Source organism: Parachlamydiales bacterium (genome assembly GCA_041671045.1).
Taxonomy (GTDB): domain Bacteria; phylum Chlamydiota; class Chlamydiia; order Chlamydiales; family JABDDJ01; genus JABDDJ01.
Genome location: JBAZCF010000002.1, coordinates 26,327 through 44,042, shown reverse-complemented (window position 1 = coordinate 44,042; position 17,716 = coordinate 26,327). Strand labels below are relative to the sequence as shown.

The following is a 17,716-nucleotide window of genomic DNA, read 5'->3' as shown; positions in this document are numbered from 1 at the left end:
ATATTTTATTTTTTAAATAAAAAGCTACAAAACAATTACTAACATTAGTATAATGATTGTAATTAATTTAATAGTTAGCTTATGTCTTATATTTTGCCTCGTTTAACAACATCACAAGATCCATCCTTTGACAATATTTCATCCCCAGCAGATGACCTTGTAGAAAGTTTATTGGAGGATACTCACCTCCTTCAAGAGGCAATACTTCAAGAAATACGTAGTGATATCCTACCAAAACCCTTATTAAATAGAGTTTGTCATTTATGTGAAAAATCCCTGGATTCAATATTTCATGAAAAAATAGATTCAGTATGCAGAAATATACTTGGAGCTATTCAATCAAATGAGGATATAAATAAAATAGAAATATTGGGGATATTAAAGTTAGCTATCGCGAATAAATCCGAAAATACAATTAATGAGTGCACAAGAAAATTAAATAAAATTAATAATGACCTCAACAGACCGTTAATGTATTGTTTTGATAAGGATACCTTATTTGTATATTTTACTAATGAAGTACTCCCTCGACACGTCAAATCTGATTTAAGATTAATTGGCGATCAGATACCCGTTGAATTATTTCTTTCTATTAAAAAGTACAATCCCCCCGAAGTTCAAGCGCTACTATCTGAGGTTGGAGAGAAAATTTCAGCCCTGCATATTAATTCATGTAACACGAATGACTTAAAAAACGCTCTTATTCTCTGTCCCAATTTATATTATCTGGATATTTCTAAATGCAGTAAATTTTCTTTAGCGGACATTCCCTCATTAAAGAAACTAAAGGAACTCTTTATATCAGATTGCGAAGATATTGAATCCTTTCCTGATTTTTCTCAAATGGTTAAATTAGAACAACTTGCAATTATTAATTGTCCCGATTTTAAAATTGAACATTTAACTTCTTTGCCATCTCTATTAGAATTATCACTATCCGAGCTGAAGATCACAGCTCTTCCTGACTTCAGTCATTTCCCCTCGTTAAAAAAACTATTCATACAATCATGCAAGATTACTGAATTGGATATCACTTATCTACAAAAGCTGACCCATTTATCACTTAAAAAATGTAATAAAATTAAAACGTTTCCTGATTTCAATCAGCTTATCGACCTAGAAGAGTTAGATTTGAGCAAGACTAAAATTACCTCACTAAACATACCGGATTTAAAAAAACTTACGATTCTTTTACTTGCATCTTGTGAGAAATTGACGCAATTTCCAGAATTCCAAGCATTGACTCAACTTAAAGAATTAAATCTAAAATGGACTCAAGTTAAAAAAGTAGAATTAAGTGGTTTGATTCACCTTGAAAAGTTAAATCTTTCTCGATGCAAACATCTTCTAAGTCTTAATTGCTCACCCTGTTTGAATCTTAAAAAATTAAAGTTGGCAGGATGTCTTTTCGAATATATAAATTTAAAAGGATTGAATCGACTTTCTTATCTTGATCTTTCTTACAGTAAAATAAAAATAAAGTTTAATTCTTCTCATTGCCCAAATTTAAAGAAGCTAAACCTTGAAGAGTGCCTTATTGAATCTCTTGAACTTGTCGATTTTATGAAGTTAAAGAAATTACAATCATGGGGTTGTCCAAACTTGAAAAGCGTAGTGTTGGAAAATTTGCAGCAGCTTTCCGATGTTTCCCTGGGTTGTAGTCCCTTGGAAACCCTACGCTTTGCCAACCTACCTAATCTATTGGATCTAAACATTCAGGTTCTTTCTTGTTTGATTAGGATTGAGTTCAAAAATTTGCTTTTCTTAAAAAGCCTAAGAATTTCGAATTGCCCTCAACTTCTTCAATTACCAAATTTGCAAGAAACACCCCGACTGAAAATTTTAGATTTAAAGGAATTAAATCTGCCTACTCTGAAAATTGAAAATCTATCAAGTTTATCCCATCTCAGATTGAATGATTTTGAAACAAGCAATCTGTCAATCGCAAATCTACCAAAATTATCCGGACTTAATATTAGAAATTTGCACTGTGGAAACGACTATTCAGGCTTAAGGAACTTACCTTCTTTAGCTGAATTAAGAATTGTAAAATCAGGCCTTGAGAATCAAAATTTAAGCTTTTTATCTCAATTTCCAACGCTTAAATTGTTAGATTTATCTTATAACTGGCTTACATATTTACCTCACGAATTAGCTGAGCTAACTCGCCTCCAGGTATTAGATTTAGATTTTAACCAAATCGTTTCAAGTACTCTGTCGAACCAAATATGGGCATATCTCTCCGGTATGTTCAGTTCAACCCCCTCTAGACCGCAGCTCTCTCACCTTAGAAATTTGAGACAATTGTCACTGCGTGGAAATGAATTAACGTCTGTTCCTGAAGGAATAGAAAATTTAACAGAGTTATACTATTTGGATCTTAGTAAAAATCAAATCACTTCTCTTCCCCAAGAAATGATCTTACTTCAAAGGGTCTCCACACTCCGTGATGAGCTTTTAGATACTCTTCTCAAAGATTTACGAGGTGCTTATATGCTAGCTGCAAATAAGGGTAAAACTCTAAAAATAAAGCTGGCCAGAGAAGACTTCGAAACAAAACGTTATGATCTTATTACAGAATTAGCATCGACCCTTACAGAGGAACATTCAAAACTGAAGATAACCTATGAAAATGAAATAGGGGATGACATGTCGGGTCTTTCCAAGGATTATTTCGCACAGTTGTTTCATGCCTTTGCGGAAAAATGCCTCAATCAAGGGTATCCTTCCTGGTCATTGGCTTCAAAATTAGGCGATCCGGAAAAATTATTTTTATCTATTGGAACCATTCTGGCGTTTGTATTTAGGACTGAGGGACGTTACCCCATCGGTGATAAATTTTCTGAAGGACTTTTCAACAGTATAAAAAATTGCACAAATGAAATCATCGACACTCCTTATGAAAATCTATCGGTACAGCAGTTAGATGCATTAGCACACCCTGAGCTTAAAAAGGCTGTGAATATGCCAGCCCTCCTAAAATTTCTGGATGTGGAAGATAAAGAGGAAGGCAAACAATACATTTCCGTGGTGAAAAATTTACTAGACTCCTCAGGAGAGGAGGTTCCTGACGAAATCAAAAGCTACTTTGGCTACGAATTAAAGCCTGAAGTGTTGGAAATTGAGGAAGAAGTATTTTATGTTTTCAAAATGCAAGCGGATTTAGAGAGCATTAAAAAGTATGTCTTAGATGGATTAAGAAACTACTGTGAAGATGAATTAAAAGCTGTTCATGCAATTATTCGCGGGTTCAGAGAGATGAAACCTGTATGGGATGCACGCCCTAAGTTCACCGTTGAGCTACTGCAAAGCACTATTCAGGGCAATTCAAAACGGGAAACGATCCTGGCAAGCTTAAATTGCAAAAAGGTCAAACCTAAGTATCAAAAATGGATTAGAAAATGGATTAAGAATGCGAGTCCAGCGCAACTACAGTCCTTTTTAATATACACTGTCGGTTCCACAAGCTTAAAAGCAGGGCAACAAATTAAAGTGAAGGTAAGGCCTGGTCTAGGAATGGCATCACGTACTTGCAGCGATACTTTGGAGATTCCCCCCAAAATGAAAAAAGACATGCTTTACTTCTATTTAAACGGACTAAAGGGTGAAAAACAAACATTCACCATAGTGTAACTGAATTTAGATCCTCTTGCCCAAACAGAATTCCTCGCTATGTATTTTCCACCAAACGCCTACCTGAAATCTTTATAACGCGCTAATGATCCGTTGGCTTGAAGACGCTGATACAACACGCCTGCAATCCTTCCTAATGTATACTGTCGGCTCTCCTTCTTTAAAGGCGGAACAAAAGATCCATGTTAAATACTTAAAAGGGGAGGGAATGGCCTCGCACACCTGTTTTAATACTCTTGAAATTCCCCGCGAAATGGATATGAATATGTTCAATATCTATCTTGATGGCCTTAAGGGAGAAAAACAAATATTCGACATTGTTTAAGTACACTTGTCGCAATTTTTTATAGCCCCCTCTCCAAGGGCATATTCTTTCTAATAATGTTGGCCGTAAATCCCGCTAAATTCTCTTTGTTATTCATCACCTGCAAACGTTAATTGATAATTTTTATTTGACTCTGTAAGATTTATTTTATTCCGGAGACAAAACTAATGTCCTATGACGAAGATATTCCACCTCCTTATCGCGAGCTTTACGATGTCGTCATCCCTGACTTAGACTACTATTTACGGCAAATCGATTGCCGCGACGGATGTCCCGTGAATACAGACCCTCGCGGCTATATGATCGCCCTCCATGCCGGAAATTTAATGGAAGGCTACAAAATTGCGCGCGGCCCTAATCCATTTGCTTCTATCTGCGGGATGATCTGTGGCGCCCCCTGCGAATCCACCTGCCGCCGCGACCGTGTAGATAAAACCCTGACTATCCGCGCCCAAAAACGATACCTGGACGAATGGTTCGGACTAGGTAAGGAGGCGCATATACGCTCCCTAGAGATGAGCTATGCACGCGGTTCAACCAACCCCGCTCCGAATGGGTTAAAAGTCGCTTGCATTGGGGCAGGTGTTGCTTCGCTCACCTGTGCGCACGATCTGCTCCGTCTAGGCTATGCTGTCGATGTCTACGAGATGATGCGGATGCCGGGAGGTATGCTCACCTATGGAGTTCCTACCTACAGGTTGAAAAATACTGTCGCCCTAAACGAGATAGCTGCCATTGAACATCTAGGGGCTAAAATCTATTATAACATGAAAGTCGGCCGCGATATTACGCTGAATCAAATGGAAGAGCAGTATGACGCTATTTTTATCGGAGTAGGTTTATGGAAGAGCCGCGAACTGCCCATTCCCGGGGCTGACGGGCCCGACATTATCCGCGGCATCGAATACCTCCGCGTCTTGTGCGCTGAGCAAAAATGGAAAATTAAAGACAACATGGTGGTGGTTGGCGGTGGAAACGTAGCTTTCGACGTTGCCCGCTCTTCGCGACGTAACGGTGCAACCAAAGTCACGATGGTGTGCCTAGAATCACGGGATGAACAAACCGCTGATGAATTTGAAATTGAAGATGGCATTGAAGAGGGGATTGAGCTGATCAATCGCTTGTCTCCTATTGCTGTGGAGAGAGATGAATATGGCAATATCACAGGATTGCGAGTGCAGCGTATTTCCTCCCTATTCGACCATAACGGCCGGTTTATGCCTAAGCTGATTCCGGACACCCAATTCGTCATTCCTTGCAACACGGTAGCGTTAGCCATTGGACAAGCCACCGATACCAGTTTTATGAACGGCTGGGACAACAAAGATAAATTGGTGCTAGATCGAGGCATCATCAAAACCGAGCGAGGATCGGGCCGTACTACTGTTCCCAAAGTCTATGCCGGTGGCGATGCTGCCTTTGGCCCTGCGTTATTCATCACAGGGATCAGACACGGCCAGGAAGCCGCGCGCGCGATAGACTCCGACTTACGAAATACACAGCCCTACCAAGAGTTTGTGGGGGAATTTACCGAGTTAACACCTATACGTGATAAAGAATACCTACGCACTCAATGGTCTCTCCCTCAAATGCAGCCTGCAAATGAAAGAGTCAATAATTGGGATATGGTTGAACGCAACTATACCTCCGAAGAAGCGCATCAACAATCAAACCGTTGCTTACAATGTCATGTCAGTCCTGTTTTTGATGGAACTCTATGTATTAAATGCAATGGCTGCGTGGATGTCTGCCCTACCAACTGCCTTAAGCTTGTCCCTATTGAAAAATTGAATGTCGACTATGGCGAGGCTGTACTTAGACAGGCCGTAGATAATTTCTACGGGGTGGATTCAGCATCAATGAGTGATGAGGAATTGCATAAAATGGGCTCTGCCATGCTAAAGGATGAGGATTTATGCATCCGCTGCGGGTTATGTGCTGAAAAATGCCCAACACAAGCTGTGACCATGGATTCGATGAATTATTCTTTCCGCTGGATCGGTTGATATGCTGTGGTTTTTAGGCACATCTTTAGCTATGGCGGGCATCGGAATCATTGTATATTGCTATTTTCACTCTAAAGGGCAGTTTGACGACAACGAAGATGTAAAATACATCCTATTTAGGGATGAAGAAAACGAAAGAAAAGGTTAGTTACTGATGCCAAAATACCGCAACTCACTCAATGTCGACCCTGATGATAAAGACCCGGCCATATCGCGGCGCTCATTTCTAGCTTTAATGGGAGTAGGGGCCTGCATTCTCGGTGCCGGGCAATTATTTGGAGCCTCCTTCTTAGGGTTTCTGTATCCGAATGCAATGAAAATTCCCCCTAGCGTATTTGCCATCGGCAGACCGGATGAGGTTCTGGCATTAGAAGGGAAGGTATTTAACCCGCAGCAAAAAGTTTTTATTGAGACGCAGGCGGGGAAAATCCGTGTGCAAACAGCTGTCTGCACTCACTTAGGCTGCACAGTGAATATGGTAGCTACAGGGTATGCCTGCCCTTGCCACGGATCAACATATGATCAATACGGCAGAAACACAGGCGGTCCTGCACCCTTACCATTGGTCTATTTCAAGGTATTCTTAGGTGCTTCAGGCGATATTATGGTAGATAAGTCAAAGACAACACTGGATTGGGCCGACGCTTGGTTCTCTCCCATAGCTTAACGATTAGGATAGTTTAATATGGCAGCATTTCAAGGTAAAAAAAGAGAATCCTGGGGAGAATATCTTCTCAATCTACCCTCTCTATTCGTTAGGTCCATCTTCCGGCATAACTACCCTAACAACGATGTGGATCGGTCAGAGATAGTATTTAAAAACTTCTTCCTCCATTTCCATCCTGTCAAATGTCATAAGCATTCCTTGGACCCCTTTTACACCTTAGGATTGGGCGCGATCACTACCAGTCTTTTCCTACTTTTGACTATCACCGGCGTTATTTTGATGTTCTTCTATATTCCGACTGAAGACCGCGCGTACGACATCATGAAAGATTGGCAAACCACGACACCGTTTGCGATGATGTACCGCAACATGCACCGCTGGTCAGCCCACTTAATGGTTTTGTTTGTTTTTCTGCATATGTCCCGAGTGTTTTATACGGGATCCTATAAAAATACACGCCGCTTTAACTGGGTCATCGGGTGCACTTTGATGGTGCTGACTTTACTCCTTTCATTCACCGGATACCTGTTGCCTTGGGATCAATTAGCTTTCTGGGCGATTACCGTGGGATCGAATATTGCAGGCTATGCGCCTAACCTTCCGGGTTTTGAATATAACGTCAATAGGGTCATGCTCTTAGCGTCTACAAATGTCGGCCAAGATGCTTTGATCCGCTTCTACGTATTGCATGTGGCTTTCCTGCCCCTTTTAGCAGGAATCCTCATCGGTGTGCATTTTTGGCGCATCAGAAAAGACGGCGGACTCTCCCGTCCACCCGATAAATTACGTCCGGATCCATTACGGGTCATCCAAAGATCAGACACAAAAGAATCTTTTGCCCCGGGAGTAAAAAGAACCTATGGCTTGATGGAACTTGTGCGCGGCACCTGTCCCACTGTCGATAAGGGACCTTACAACTTTGTTTTCACTTGGCCGCACCTGCTACGGGCTGAGATGATCTGCTTTTTGTTGACGACAGCGCTTATACTAGGGCTATCATTTATTGATGCTCCCTTGGAAGAGCCGGCCAACCCTACAAAACCGCCCAACCCTTCTAAAGCCCCTTGGTATTTCTTAGGACTGCAAGAAATGGTTGCATACAATGCATTTTGGGGTGGTGTAGGCATTCCGGGATTAATGGTGTTGGGCTTGATGGCGATTCCTTACCTCGACCGCAACCCTAAGGGCGAGGGAGTATGGTTTCACCGCAGCCGTTACCTAGCCATCTTCCTTTACACACTTTTTATGATATCACAAGCCCTTCTGATTATTATCGGTACATATTTCAGAGGCGCAAACTGGGGCTGGATATGGCCATGGACAGAGAATTTTGCACGACACTAAGACACCTAGGTAAGGAATATTAATACATGCGATTGCGATCGAATACATCCCAATGGATCCTCATAGCTTCAGGAGTGCTTGTCACTGCACTTTTTGCAGGTTTTTTGTTGAAAGAGCTTTTTCCTGAATATAAAATCTATCAAGATGCCTATGTCGAACTTGAAAATTTCCGTGCTGAATACTCACATCAACCTCCACCGGATTTTGCCTTAGGGATCAAACAAATTGTGATGGAAAAAGCGGATAAGGGAAATCCAAATATCGATCGCTGCATTTCCTGTCACGTCGCTTTGCAGTTTACCCACTTCTCTCCCACCAAAATCGCTAAAGATATCAACGGCAATACTATCTATAACGCTGACGGTACGCCTCTACTCGTTCCTAATGAAGAATACGTCTGGGGTCATTTAGATGCAGCCATCGCAGAGTTGACCGATAGCAAAAAAAACGAGCAGTTGAATGCTACCGGCGAATCAGCCCAAGTTACACAACGGCTAAAACAAGCTGAAACCTATCTAAAATTAAAAACGACTACGGTAGGTGAACATACCTACGATATGACTAAAGTCCTTGCCATGCACCCCTTGATCGGCAAGGAAACACGCCCTTTTGAATTCCACTCTTTGGATGATTACGGGTGTACGTCATGCCACAGCGGAAACGGTCGCGGCCTGACAACCGTAAGCGCCCACGGCCCTGTATTTGATGGCACTTACGAAGAACAATACCTTGGACCCGAGCCGGATTTTTTAGAGAAAGATCCCCAGAACGACCCCAAATTTGCTTATGTATTTAATCACAAACCAGGTCACGACCTATTATACCAGACAACACCCTTGTTTCCGGGTGGACTGATCGAAGCAAAATGCGTCCAATGCCACCAGCCCTCATCACAGGCGCTGCAAGCATTAACAAATACTGCCGGATCCTTAGCTCAAAATAGGTCAAAGATTGCTAAATCGATCCAAAAAGCATTGTCCAATGAAGAGCAGGAAACACTTTCCCTCCTGACATTGTTGAACAGTCTGGAAAAAAAGGGATTAGATACTACATTAAAAGACCTTCAGCTTAGCGTCCAGGATTACTCCCAATCTCCTGAACAGCAGCAATTTAAAACAGCTCAGCTAAGCTCTTTAAAGCATATTGTAGATGCTAATCCTAGTAGCGGATTAGAATCTACAACCCTATTCTTACAAAACAGGCTAATACAAATTCTAGGGAATGAAAAGCTCATTGTATCTCTTAATAAGGCCATTGCCAAAAATCAAACCCTAGAAGAATTCATTGCAGCAACCCGTAGCAACTCCGATGCTAAAGGATCTTTATATCAAAAATGGGATGCTGTCCAATATGAAAAAGACCTCGTCAAACATGCCGGATTAGCTGACCTGTCATTTAGACAAACTGTTCAAAATACGGAAACAGCCGAGGCCCTTTCATCTGATATCGATGCCCTGTTAAATACCTACAATAAAGGCTATTCCCTCTACTTAACCCAAGCTTGCTATGCCTGCCACCGTATTGCCGGTATGGCCCGCGGAGGCGTGGGTCCCGAACTAACCTATGCAGGCTCATCCTATCCCTGGTTTGTTAAAGAATCTATCGTATGGCCCCAAGCTGACCTGAAAACCTCAACGATGCCGAACTTCCATCTCGACCATAATGAACTAGAAGCATTGGTAACATTCTTATTGGGGCAAAATGGACGTAATAAAACCGTTTCTGATGCTGCCTACAAGATAGCCATACAGCAGTGGGAAGCCGGAAAAAAACTGGATTGGGAAAAACCTGTTTCACCCGAAAAAATCCAAGATGTGCGTTATGGAATGAAAGTCTTTGCAACAGAAGGATGTTCTGCCTGCCATCGCCTGGAAGGGTTTGATTCCAACGTAGGATACGCCGTACAAAAAGACGAAAAAGTCCCTTTCGAAAAGGTTTATGCCGAACAAAAATGGTTTCGCTCTCTCTTTCCAGAGGTTATTACAGGAAAAAAACTCATAGAAGTTGTGGAGGCCTATTCTGCAGAGATCGATAAGCACATCGTCGATAATGTCCGTAAAAACGGCATCATTGAAGAGATCGAAGCATCCTCACCCGGAACAATAGAAGCTCTCTACCCCTCTTTCATCTTTGCTTCACGCGCAAAAAACAATGAATACCTCGATAAGGGTACCGACAGTGAAAAAGAACTCCATGCATGGAAAGACCGTATCCACCGCGTCTTAATGGTTTATATCCAAGAATATGGTCTAGGAAGATTGATAGGACCGCGTCCCAACTGGTCGGGTGTATACCGCTCCGATACTTGGCTCATGGAACACTTCCGCAATCCTTCCTCTTTGGTTGCTAAATCGATCATGCCCGTCTTTCCTTTTGACGATACTAAATTTTACACTCTAACTTACATGTTGGATGCTCTTGGACGTAAAAACAGAGACGCCGTCCACGCTATCTGGAATGCCACCGGGTTTAATCCTGAACTAGCCTACGACCTGCATTGCTCGCAATGCCACGGAACCTATAGGCAGGGTAATGGCCCCGTTGCGGAGTGGATCTACCCCATTCCCAAAAACCTCCGCAACCCCGAATTTATGCGTAATTTAACTCCTAAACGGGCTAAAGAATCTATCCGACTCGGAATACTTGGAACGCCGATGCCGTCTTGGGGTGAAACACCCAAGGACAAACTTGGTTACGATGGTATACCTGTACTGAATGAACAGCAGATCTCGCTACTTGTTGATTGGATGTTCAACCAACTGCCGGGGGGCACAGTAATCCAAAATGAACAGGATACGCCTAAGTGGGAATACTCCCCTCAAGATGTCATAAAAGAGCTGAAAGACGAAGGCGGCCAAAAGAAGATAGAGCCTAAGCAAAGTCAACTGAGCGCCAAGCAGCCTATTGATACGCGCTACCTGTTTGCGGCCTTAACGCCCTCTGCCGGTAAAGTACAAGAAGACAATTCCATCGCTCAATATTTCGACACCCTTCCTAATGATCCACATAAAGCAGACGCTGAAAGCTATTATATTAAGAAAAAATTCTATACTCCCCAGAATCTAGAGGAAGGAAAACGATTCTACGAAATCCATTGCGCTATCTGCCACGGACGTGATGCTGACGGCAGCGGCATCCGCGCAGCTATAATGACAGAAGCGAAACCACGTATGCTTAACAACTTAAACTGGCTGCACACCCGCGACGACCTGCGTCTGTTACGGTCCATTAAGTATGGCGTCCCGGGTACTGCTATGACGCCCTGGGGTGATCAGACAACATCTTTACTGCGGATGCAATTAGTAATGTATATCCGGACCCTAAGTGAACAGGCAGACCACCGCTCCGAGTTACTATCAGCTTTGTATCATACGTATGATAGATCTATCCAAACTGTCACCCTTGCGCGAAAAGACAGTTCTGAAAAACTGTCCCAAACAGAAAAAACCTATTACAAATTACTTACTGCGCGGCGGGAAGCCAATCAATCCGTAGCAGAAGGCAAACTTAGCCCTGAACAGGCAGCAGAAATATACAAAACAGAACTGCAAGCCCTTAGTCAGCTGAACTCACTAAGAAATGTCGACAAGACCTATGAAGACATACGCCTTAGCCTTCTTAAACAAAAAGATATGATGCTTAATCTCGGCAGCAAAATTATTAACAACCTTCAGACCATTCCTTTATTAGAGACATACATTAAAGCGATCCACCTAGGCTCTGATAACTTCACTTTAACCAAGAACGGCTTAGTTGTGGAATTAGGGGACGACGCAGAGAAAAGAGAACAGTATAAAAATGAAATTATCGCTTTTATCGACCAAAAAATTAGTGGCTTTCTGAAAAAAGCAGAGGAATTAGAAAAATTACCTGAGGAACCGGAAACTCAGAAAAACCTGCATGCACTTAAAGCCGACCAAGATAACTTACTCAAAATTAAATATAGGGTGATTAGTGACTTTGCTGAACTTAACCGCATGGATATTCAACAAGTTCAACTGTACCAATCACTCTTTAATAAAAAGGCCCCCTGACTATGACCGCAACTACGGCTCCTACAAACTACTCGCAATACGAGGATACGCCTGTTAAATGGATGGTCTATCCTGCAATCCTCTTCATGATCCTAGGAATGTCCGTGGGCGTTTTCATGGCATTCAACTCTTTTGTTTTTCCTGACTACTTCTCCGGTGAATATATTCATTTTGGCCGCGTCCGCCCGGTACACGTAGGCAACGTATTATTTCTTTGGCTTTTGTCCGCAGATATCGGCCTGCTCTACTTCCTTGTTCCCCGCCTTTGTGGTGTGCCGCTATGGAGCCCACGTTTAGGAGTTGCCTCTGCCATATTATGGTGGGTGACGCTTATCCCTACAATCTACTCTTATCCTCTCGGAACTAACTCCGGATGGGAATATGCTGAATTTCCTGATTATCTTTGGATATATCCTGTGAAAGTAGGGTTTGTCGCTTCCTGGATGATGGCTGTAGTCAACCTAAGCATGACTATCGTGACAAGGCGCTTCCCCAAGCTCTACGTCTCCCTTTGGTATGCTATGGGAACTATGCTGTGGACGACGATTACAGTTATCCTTGGCTTCTGGGCTATCTGGATGGTTCCCGGCGGCATGTCGCGCGTCAACCTTAACTTCTTTTATGTCCACAACCTTGTAGGACTAATTTTTACACCTATGGGATTAGCTCAGGCTTATTATTTCCTACCCAAATTTGCCAATACACCTATTTACAGCCATAAGCTTTCCATGATTGGTTTTTGGACGATCGCCTTCACCTATGCATGGGTAGGCTCACACCACATCCTCCATGGTCCCATGTCCCAATGGCTTCAGACGACTGCTATCGTCTTCTCCATCTGGCTATTTATCCCCGTCTGGACAGCGGTAACTAACCTATTCGCTACTCTTAAGGGAGAGTGGCATAAATACAATGAAAGCGCACCCATTCGCTTTATCCTTATGGGTGTTATTTTCTATCTTTTGACCAGTGTACAAGGGTCATTCCAAGCACTCAGAAATGTTAGCGAGCTGACTTCTAAAAACGACTGGATCATCGGTCACTCTCACATCTCCCTCTATGCGACTTTTACGTTTTTTGCTATTGCCGGTATATACTGGGTTATTCCTTCAATGTCTCGTAAACCCCTATGGTCTAATCGATTGGCAAACTGGCACTTCAACCTGAATATGCTGGGCACCTTCCCCTTTTTACTTCCTCTTTGGATAGGGGGATTCATTAGAGGCATGTTATGGGCTACTTGGGCGGACGGCACCTCCTATGCAGAATACCACGCAAACCTTGCCAACTTGACGTTCATTGATACTGTAGCAGAGATGCATATGTGGTGGGTCTTAAGAGCTATAGGCGGTGTCATTATCCTGAGCGGTAACATCCTCTTTGTTATCAACATGTTCAACACCATCCTCCTCCCCGCTAGACAAGAAGAACCTGCACTTACAGCTAAAGAGGCCGTCGCATGACAGACAATACCCCTAAAAAAGGCTTTTGGAATTCTGTAGAACTTTCAGCTGTTTTAACCATCGTGGGCATAGCCATTTTGTTTGCCTCTGCTGTCCTTGTGACACAAATTGCGCCTTATTTTATTGATAAGGAATGGACCCAGCCCTCTACACCTTATCAAGTACAAATGTATGAGATCTCCGATCCCCATATGTACATCAGTAGCTCACCATTAACCCCTGGAGAGCTACAAGCTGTCTACCACCTGAAAAAGGACTTCTCTCTACTAGCTTTTCAGGAAAGCGAAACTACGCGCATTATCGCGCCACCGGAATATGAAAAATACATTACTCGTTACCAAGATCCGCAATTAAAACTCACCTCCCAGCTATTTCTTTTACAGCCCCCGCAAGGTGAAAACCTAACAAAAGCCGATACTTTAATCAAAAAGCTGAAGCAGCAATGGCTAGCGGAGAACAAGGATCAGAAATCTGCACCGGATTTTGTGGTGATGGAACTATTCGCACCGAAAGGGGAGGAAGCCTTTGCTGTCGCCCCTACGCAAAGCCAACTAGAAAACTGGATCGATAAAGACTATACGATATTAGACCCTTCCAAAGATGTGCTCTACCACCAAAATCTAGGGGTCATATTTATTAGCAACCCTGTGGAATACCGTATTATCGACTATACATACTATGATAAGAAAGGATGGATGTACGATCCTAAAGGTAAACCCGTAGAGTCTTTAGCCGCCCTTAGAAGTAGCGATATGGGTTTTCTTTCGCGTAAGGAACTGATCAGAAAAGGGGAGCGCATCTATGCTCTGGAAGGTTGCTGGTACTGCCACACTGACCAAACACGTACGCTTGTCCAAGATGTGGTTTTGAATGGATCAGACTCCTATCCTGCCCCGCCTTCATCGCCTAATGAATATATCTATGACAACGTGACCTTTCCAGGCACCCACCGCATTGGCCCCGACCTATCACGCACCGGCATCAAACGGCCTAGCCGTGACTGGCACCGCGCCCACTTCTGGTCTCCTAAAACAGCCAGCCAAGGCTCTATTATGCCGGCATTCCAGCACTTTTTTGACAATGATCCCCGCGGAACGACGCATCGAGTCTCCGGTATACCCAACTATCAATTTGAAGCCATCTTCCAATATTTAATGACTAAGGGAACACGCATCACACCTCCTTCTCAAGCTTGGTGGCTAGGCAAAGACCCCATTAAAACAAAAGAAATCATTGAAGGGGGCCGTACACTTTAATGGATACCATTGGATTTTTTGGCGGGGCGCTGGCTTATGCCACGATTATTTTTTTTGCGACGACAGCCTTTTTGCTGTTTTTTTATCTCATGCGGAAAGGACGTCTGGATTTTGACGAAAGCGTAAAATATCAACTTTTTGAAGACGAGAACGATACATGGAACCACACCACGAAGAAATAGACACATTTGGGGATACAGGAATAACCTCTGCCCACGCGCCCGTTCCGCGCTGGTTAATGTGGTCGTATGTCATTATTCCTTTATGGGGGGTGTTATGGTTTGCTTTGTACTGGAATGGAAGCTGGGGTTGGCTGGACAGGGGATTTTGGGAGCAACTACAAAAGGCCTCCAATACAACCTATCCTTTTGCAAATCATATGGAAATTAAAACAGATAGAAAACCTCACTCGAATTAAGAAATTAAGATATTAAGATATTACCTCTTAATTAAGATTCTTTTTCTAGTTTTCTCAATCGTTTTGAATAGTCTACCGCCATCTCAGGCTTAGAAATTCGGTTATAGTAATCGATTAATAACTTAATGCTTTCCACATCATTTTTTTGCGCTGCTTTTGTTAACCATCCTAAGTCTTTCTGATTCCTTAATCCTTTACCCATCTCTCTCATCGCATCTATATGCCCGAATTCCGCCGCTCTTTCTAACCAAGAATGTATTTGTGCCTTATCAGTAGGTGTCGGTTTTGCTTTTACTTTATATTTTTGAGCGGCTTCAAACATAGCATCCTTATTTCCACTACGCGCTGCAATCAGCAGACATTCAAAAGCTTTAGCTTCAAGCGCTTTATCTTTGGGAGATTGTGCATTTGCCTTTTCTTCAAAGGCTTTACCTAGAGCAATAAATCTTTCGGCAAGTTCTAAACTAGGAACATTATAATTTGTTTGCTGCGCTATTTTAATTATCTGTTGATATGTTCTTAGTGCTAGCTCCAGTTCGCCTCTAGCCACACATAATTCTCCAAATGCAACAAAAGTTTTTAATCCAGTTTGAGGAGCACGTTTAAAACATTTATATGCATCTACAAAATTATTATTATCTACATATCTCAATGCAATACTAATATATTGATTTTCTGATTCGACGGTCCCTGATTTAAGCTGACGTAGATCTGCGTCAATTTCTTTTTTATGGCTTTCAGGATCAGAAACAAATGAATTGCCGGGAAGTTTTTTTAACAACTCCAACGCAAGGCCTGGATTTTTTTCTACTCCCACTCCATTCAAAAGCATTGTCGCCAATTGCACAATGGAAGGGCGGTGTCCATTCTCTGCAGCTGCATGAAACAATTCATAAGCTTTTTTTTCGTTCTTTTCTACGCCTTCCCCACTTAAATACATTGTAGCAAGTTGATGGGTGCATTCGGGATCTTTTTTTACGGTAGCTCCTAATAAAAATAGATCCGAAGCAAGAGTTTCATCTTTTAGATTATTTGGTGCGTTTAAATAAACTAATCCTAATTTTAGAATGTCATTTCCGGAAAATTGATCTAAGGCATCGTGAATTTTTGTTAGTATCTCGGATGATTCATTAGTGACGACTTCAGGTTTTTGAATCTCTTTTTTTTGTAATGATGCTTCAGATTTCGCAGCTTTTTCTGCTTTTTTGGTGTCTAATTGCTTTTTTACTAAGATAGCTACATTCCCAAAAACGGGGATAAATTCGGATAGACTACGATAAAAGGATTTGGTGGTCGCTTTTTTAAGATAGGGATCATTGACCTTGCTTTTCGCACTATGAACGGCGATACGCTCAATCGTGTTGAATATGATATTTACAGTACTTACGCCTGGAATTAAAGCGATATAATCATCTGCTTTAGCTGCAAAATCTGATACTTTATTAATCATAAACATCCTTGTTTTATAACTTTAGTATAATAAACTGAATATTTAGTTAAAATTAAAAGTATATTAATTATATATGAAGCTCAACGGTGAACATTCCACTTCTCTTAAGTAATAGATATTTATATATAACATTTCTCATTCTCATAAGAGAGGGTGGAAATGTTCATAAACAGCCTGTTTTCCTAGAGAGATCTTATGTTTAAGGGAGGTTTGCAAGTTGTGCATAAAGGGCAAGTTATGGACATAACCTGCCCTTGCGAAAGTTTACTGACAAAGTTATCGACGATTATTTAACAATGCTGCCGGCTGCAATGATTCCACCTTTGTTGATACAAGGGTGCCAAACAGACTTTTGACCCACTAATGTGCCTGGATTGCACACTGCATTGCACCCAATTTGGGATCCATCGCCAATGATAGCGCCGAATTTTCTAAGGCCTGTATTTATCTTATCGTCATCCGACTCAATGATGATCTGATTTCCATCCAACCGCAAGTTAGCTAATTTGACTCCAGCGCCCAAATTAACGTTGTTCCCAAGGATGCTATCACCTATGTACGCGAAATGCGCTGCATGGACCGCATTAAGCAAAATAGAGTTTTTTATCTCGGTAGTATGTCCGATCACGCAATGCGTTCCCGTGACTACGTTTCCTCGAATGTAAGCTCCATTGCGGATGATTGTTCCACGGCCGATGTAACAAGGGCCCTGAATATAAGCGCCTGGTTCAACAATACAATCTTCTTCAAAAAATACTGTTTCTGGATGGATGATCCAAGAACCAAGCGGAAGATCATACTCCTCAGCATTTCCACGTACATTCTTCAGATACTCTCCAATTTGGCTTAAAGCTTCCCATGGATAATGGCAGCCATTGAATAGCTTTTCGTGGATATAGCCCCGTGTTTCAAAAAAGGCGGATGTTGAAAGATCTTTCATAAGTGCGTTCCTAGACATTTTACACAGCTCCTTTAGAGGATAAATTAGATATATTCTTTTTCTCTTCCCCTAAGGGGGTGTGGGAAAGTTTATAACTAGGGGGTTTTCCCTGGTAATTGATTTGTTTATATCCTGTTTACAACTTGTCGGCAACTAGCTAAGTTATCTACGATGGATAGG

13 protein-coding genes are annotated in these 17,716 nt (G+C 42.1%); 11 read left to right on the top strand and 2 right to left on the bottom strand.

Annotated features, from left to right (window positions below; all coding sequences use genetic code 11):
* The first annotated feature begins 81 nt into the window (after window positions 1-81).
* The 11 genes from WC222_03365 (at window position 82) to WC222_03315 (ending at window position 15,146) form a co-directional block, all read left to right on the top strand.
* Window positions 82-3,633, top strand: coding sequence for a leucine-rich repeat domain-containing protein (locus WC222_03365; protein ID MFA6915410.1), 3,552 nt, complete (start codon window positions 82-84; stop codon window positions 3,631-3,633).
* Window positions 3,634-3,718: 85 nt separating this feature from the next.
* The gene (locus tag WC222_03360) at window positions 3,719-3,958 is read left to right on the top strand and encodes a hypothetical protein (protein ID MFA6915409.1); all 240 of its coding nucleotides are present in this window, start codon (window positions 3,719-3,721) and stop codon (window positions 3,956-3,958) included.
* A gap of 167 nt (window positions 3,959-4,125) precedes the next feature.
* Window positions 4,126-5,964 (top strand): FAD-dependent oxidoreductase, encoded by a 1,839-nt coding sequence (locus WC222_03355; protein MFA6915408.1) that lies wholly within the window; start codon window positions 4,126-4,128, stop codon window positions 5,962-5,964.
* A gap of 1 nt (window position 5,965) precedes the next feature.
* Window positions 5,966-6,112 (top strand): cbb3-type cytochrome oxidase assembly protein CcoS, encoded by a 147-nt coding sequence (locus WC222_03350; GenBank protein MFA6915407.1) that lies wholly within the window; start codon window positions 5,966-5,968, stop codon window positions 6,110-6,112.
* A 6-nt stretch (window positions 6,113-6,118) separates the two neighbouring features.
* Window positions 6,119-6,631 (top strand): Rieske 2Fe-2S domain-containing protein, encoded by a 513-nt coding sequence (locus WC222_03345; protein ID MFA6915406.1) that lies wholly within the window; start codon window positions 6,119-6,121, stop codon window positions 6,629-6,631.
* Between the two features lie 18 nt (window positions 6,632-6,649).
* Window positions 6,650-7,975 carry a cytochrome b N-terminal domain-containing protein gene (locus tag WC222_03340; GenBank protein MFA6915405.1) on the top strand — a complete coding sequence of 442 codons (1,326 nt, stop codon included), beginning with the start codon at window positions 6,650-6,652 and terminating at the stop codon, window positions 7,973-7,975.
* Window positions 7,976-8,001: 26 nt separating this feature from the next.
* Window positions 8,002-12,009, top strand: a complete 4,008-nt coding sequence (locus tag WC222_03335; GenBank protein MFA6915404.1) for a c-type cytochrome — start codon at window positions 8,002-8,004, stop codon at window positions 12,007-12,009.
* A 2-nt stretch (window positions 12,010-12,011) separates the two neighbouring features.
* Window positions 12,012-13,472, top strand: a complete 1,461-nt coding sequence (locus tag WC222_03330) for a cbb3-type cytochrome c oxidase subunit I (GenBank protein MFA6915403.1) — start codon at window positions 12,012-12,014, stop codon at window positions 13,470-13,472.
* Window positions 13,469-14,728: a cbb3-type cytochrome c oxidase subunit II gene (locus WC222_03325; protein ID MFA6915402.1), complete on the top strand. Its 1,260-nt coding sequence runs from the start codon at window positions 13,469-13,471 to the stop codon at window positions 14,726-14,728. The genes WC222_03330 and WC222_03325 overlap by 4 nt, the downstream gene beginning before the upstream one ends.
* Window positions 14,728-14,910 carry a hypothetical protein gene (locus tag WC222_03320; protein ID MFA6915401.1) on the top strand — a complete coding sequence of 61 codons (183 nt, stop codon included), beginning with the start codon at window positions 14,728-14,730 and terminating at the stop codon, window positions 14,908-14,910. Before WC222_03325 ends, WC222_03320 begins: the two co-directional genes overlap by 1 nt.
* Window positions 14,886-15,146: a hypothetical protein gene (locus WC222_03315; GenBank protein MFA6915400.1), complete on the top strand. Its 261-nt coding sequence runs from the start codon at window positions 14,886-14,888 to the stop codon at window positions 15,144-15,146. Before WC222_03320 ends, WC222_03315 begins: the two co-directional genes overlap by 25 nt.
* 31 nt (window positions 15,147-15,177) lie before the next feature.
* Here WC222_03315 and WC222_03310 read toward each other — a convergent pair whose 3' ends face one another.
* Both WC222_03310 and WC222_03305 read right to left on the bottom strand, forming a co-directional pair.
* Entirely contained in the window at window positions 15,178-16,596 is a 1,419-nt protein-coding gene (locus tag WC222_03310; GenBank protein MFA6915399.1) for a hypothetical protein, read from the bottom strand.
* Between the two features lie 286 nt (window positions 16,597-16,882).
* Window positions 16,883-17,554, bottom strand: a complete 672-nt coding sequence (locus WC222_03305) for a UDP-N-acetylglucosamine diphosphorylase (protein ID MFA6915398.1) — start codon at window positions 17,552-17,554, stop codon at window positions 16,883-16,885.
* Window positions 17,555-17,716 lie beyond the last annotated feature (162 nt).

Bases quoted from the DNA above. Each gene is read 5' to 3' on its own strand.
- WC222_03315 (MFA6915400.1), top strand. From the start codon at position 14,886: ATGGAACCACACCACGAAGAAATAGACACATTTGGGGATACAGGAATA.
- WC222_03365 (MFA6915410.1), top strand. From the start codon at position 82: ATGTCTTATATTTTGCCTCGTTTAACAACATCACAAGATCCATCCTTT.
- WC222_03310 (MFA6915399.1), bottom strand. From the start codon at position 16,596: ATGATTAATAAAGTATCAGATTTTGCAGCTAAAGCAGATGATTATATC.
- WC222_03340 (MFA6915405.1), top strand. From the start codon at position 6,650: ATGGCAGCATTTCAAGGTAAAAAAAGAGAATCCTGGGGAGAATATCTT.
- WC222_03305 (MFA6915398.1), bottom strand. From the start codon at position 17,554: ATGTCTAGGAACGCACTTATGAAAGATCTTTCAACATCCGCCTTTTTT.
- WC222_03350 (MFA6915407.1), top strand. From the start codon at position 5,966: ATGCTGTGGTTTTTAGGCACATCTTTAGCTATGGCGGGCATCGGAATC.
- WC222_03345 (MFA6915406.1), top strand. From the start codon at position 6,119: ATGCCAAAATACCGCAACTCACTCAATGTCGACCCTGATGATAAAGAC.
- WC222_03355 (MFA6915408.1), top strand. From the start codon at position 4,126: ATGTCCTATGACGAAGATATTCCACCTCCTTATCGCGAGCTTTACGAT.
- WC222_03335 (MFA6915404.1), top strand. From the start codon at position 8,002: ATGCGATTGCGATCGAATACATCCCAATGGATCCTCATAGCTTCAGGA.
- WC222_03360 (MFA6915409.1), top strand. From the start codon at position 3,719: ATGATCCGTTGGCTTGAAGACGCTGATACAACACGCCTGCAATCCTTC.
- WC222_03320 (MFA6915401.1), top strand. From the start codon at position 14,728: ATGGATACCATTGGATTTTTTGGCGGGGCGCTGGCTTATGCCACGATT.
- WC222_03330 (MFA6915403.1), top strand. From the start codon at position 12,012: ATGACCGCAACTACGGCTCCTACAAACTACTCGCAATACGAGGATACG.
- WC222_03325 (MFA6915402.1), top strand. From the start codon at position 13,469: ATGACAGACAATACCCCTAAAAAAGGCTTTTGGAATTCTGTAGAACTT.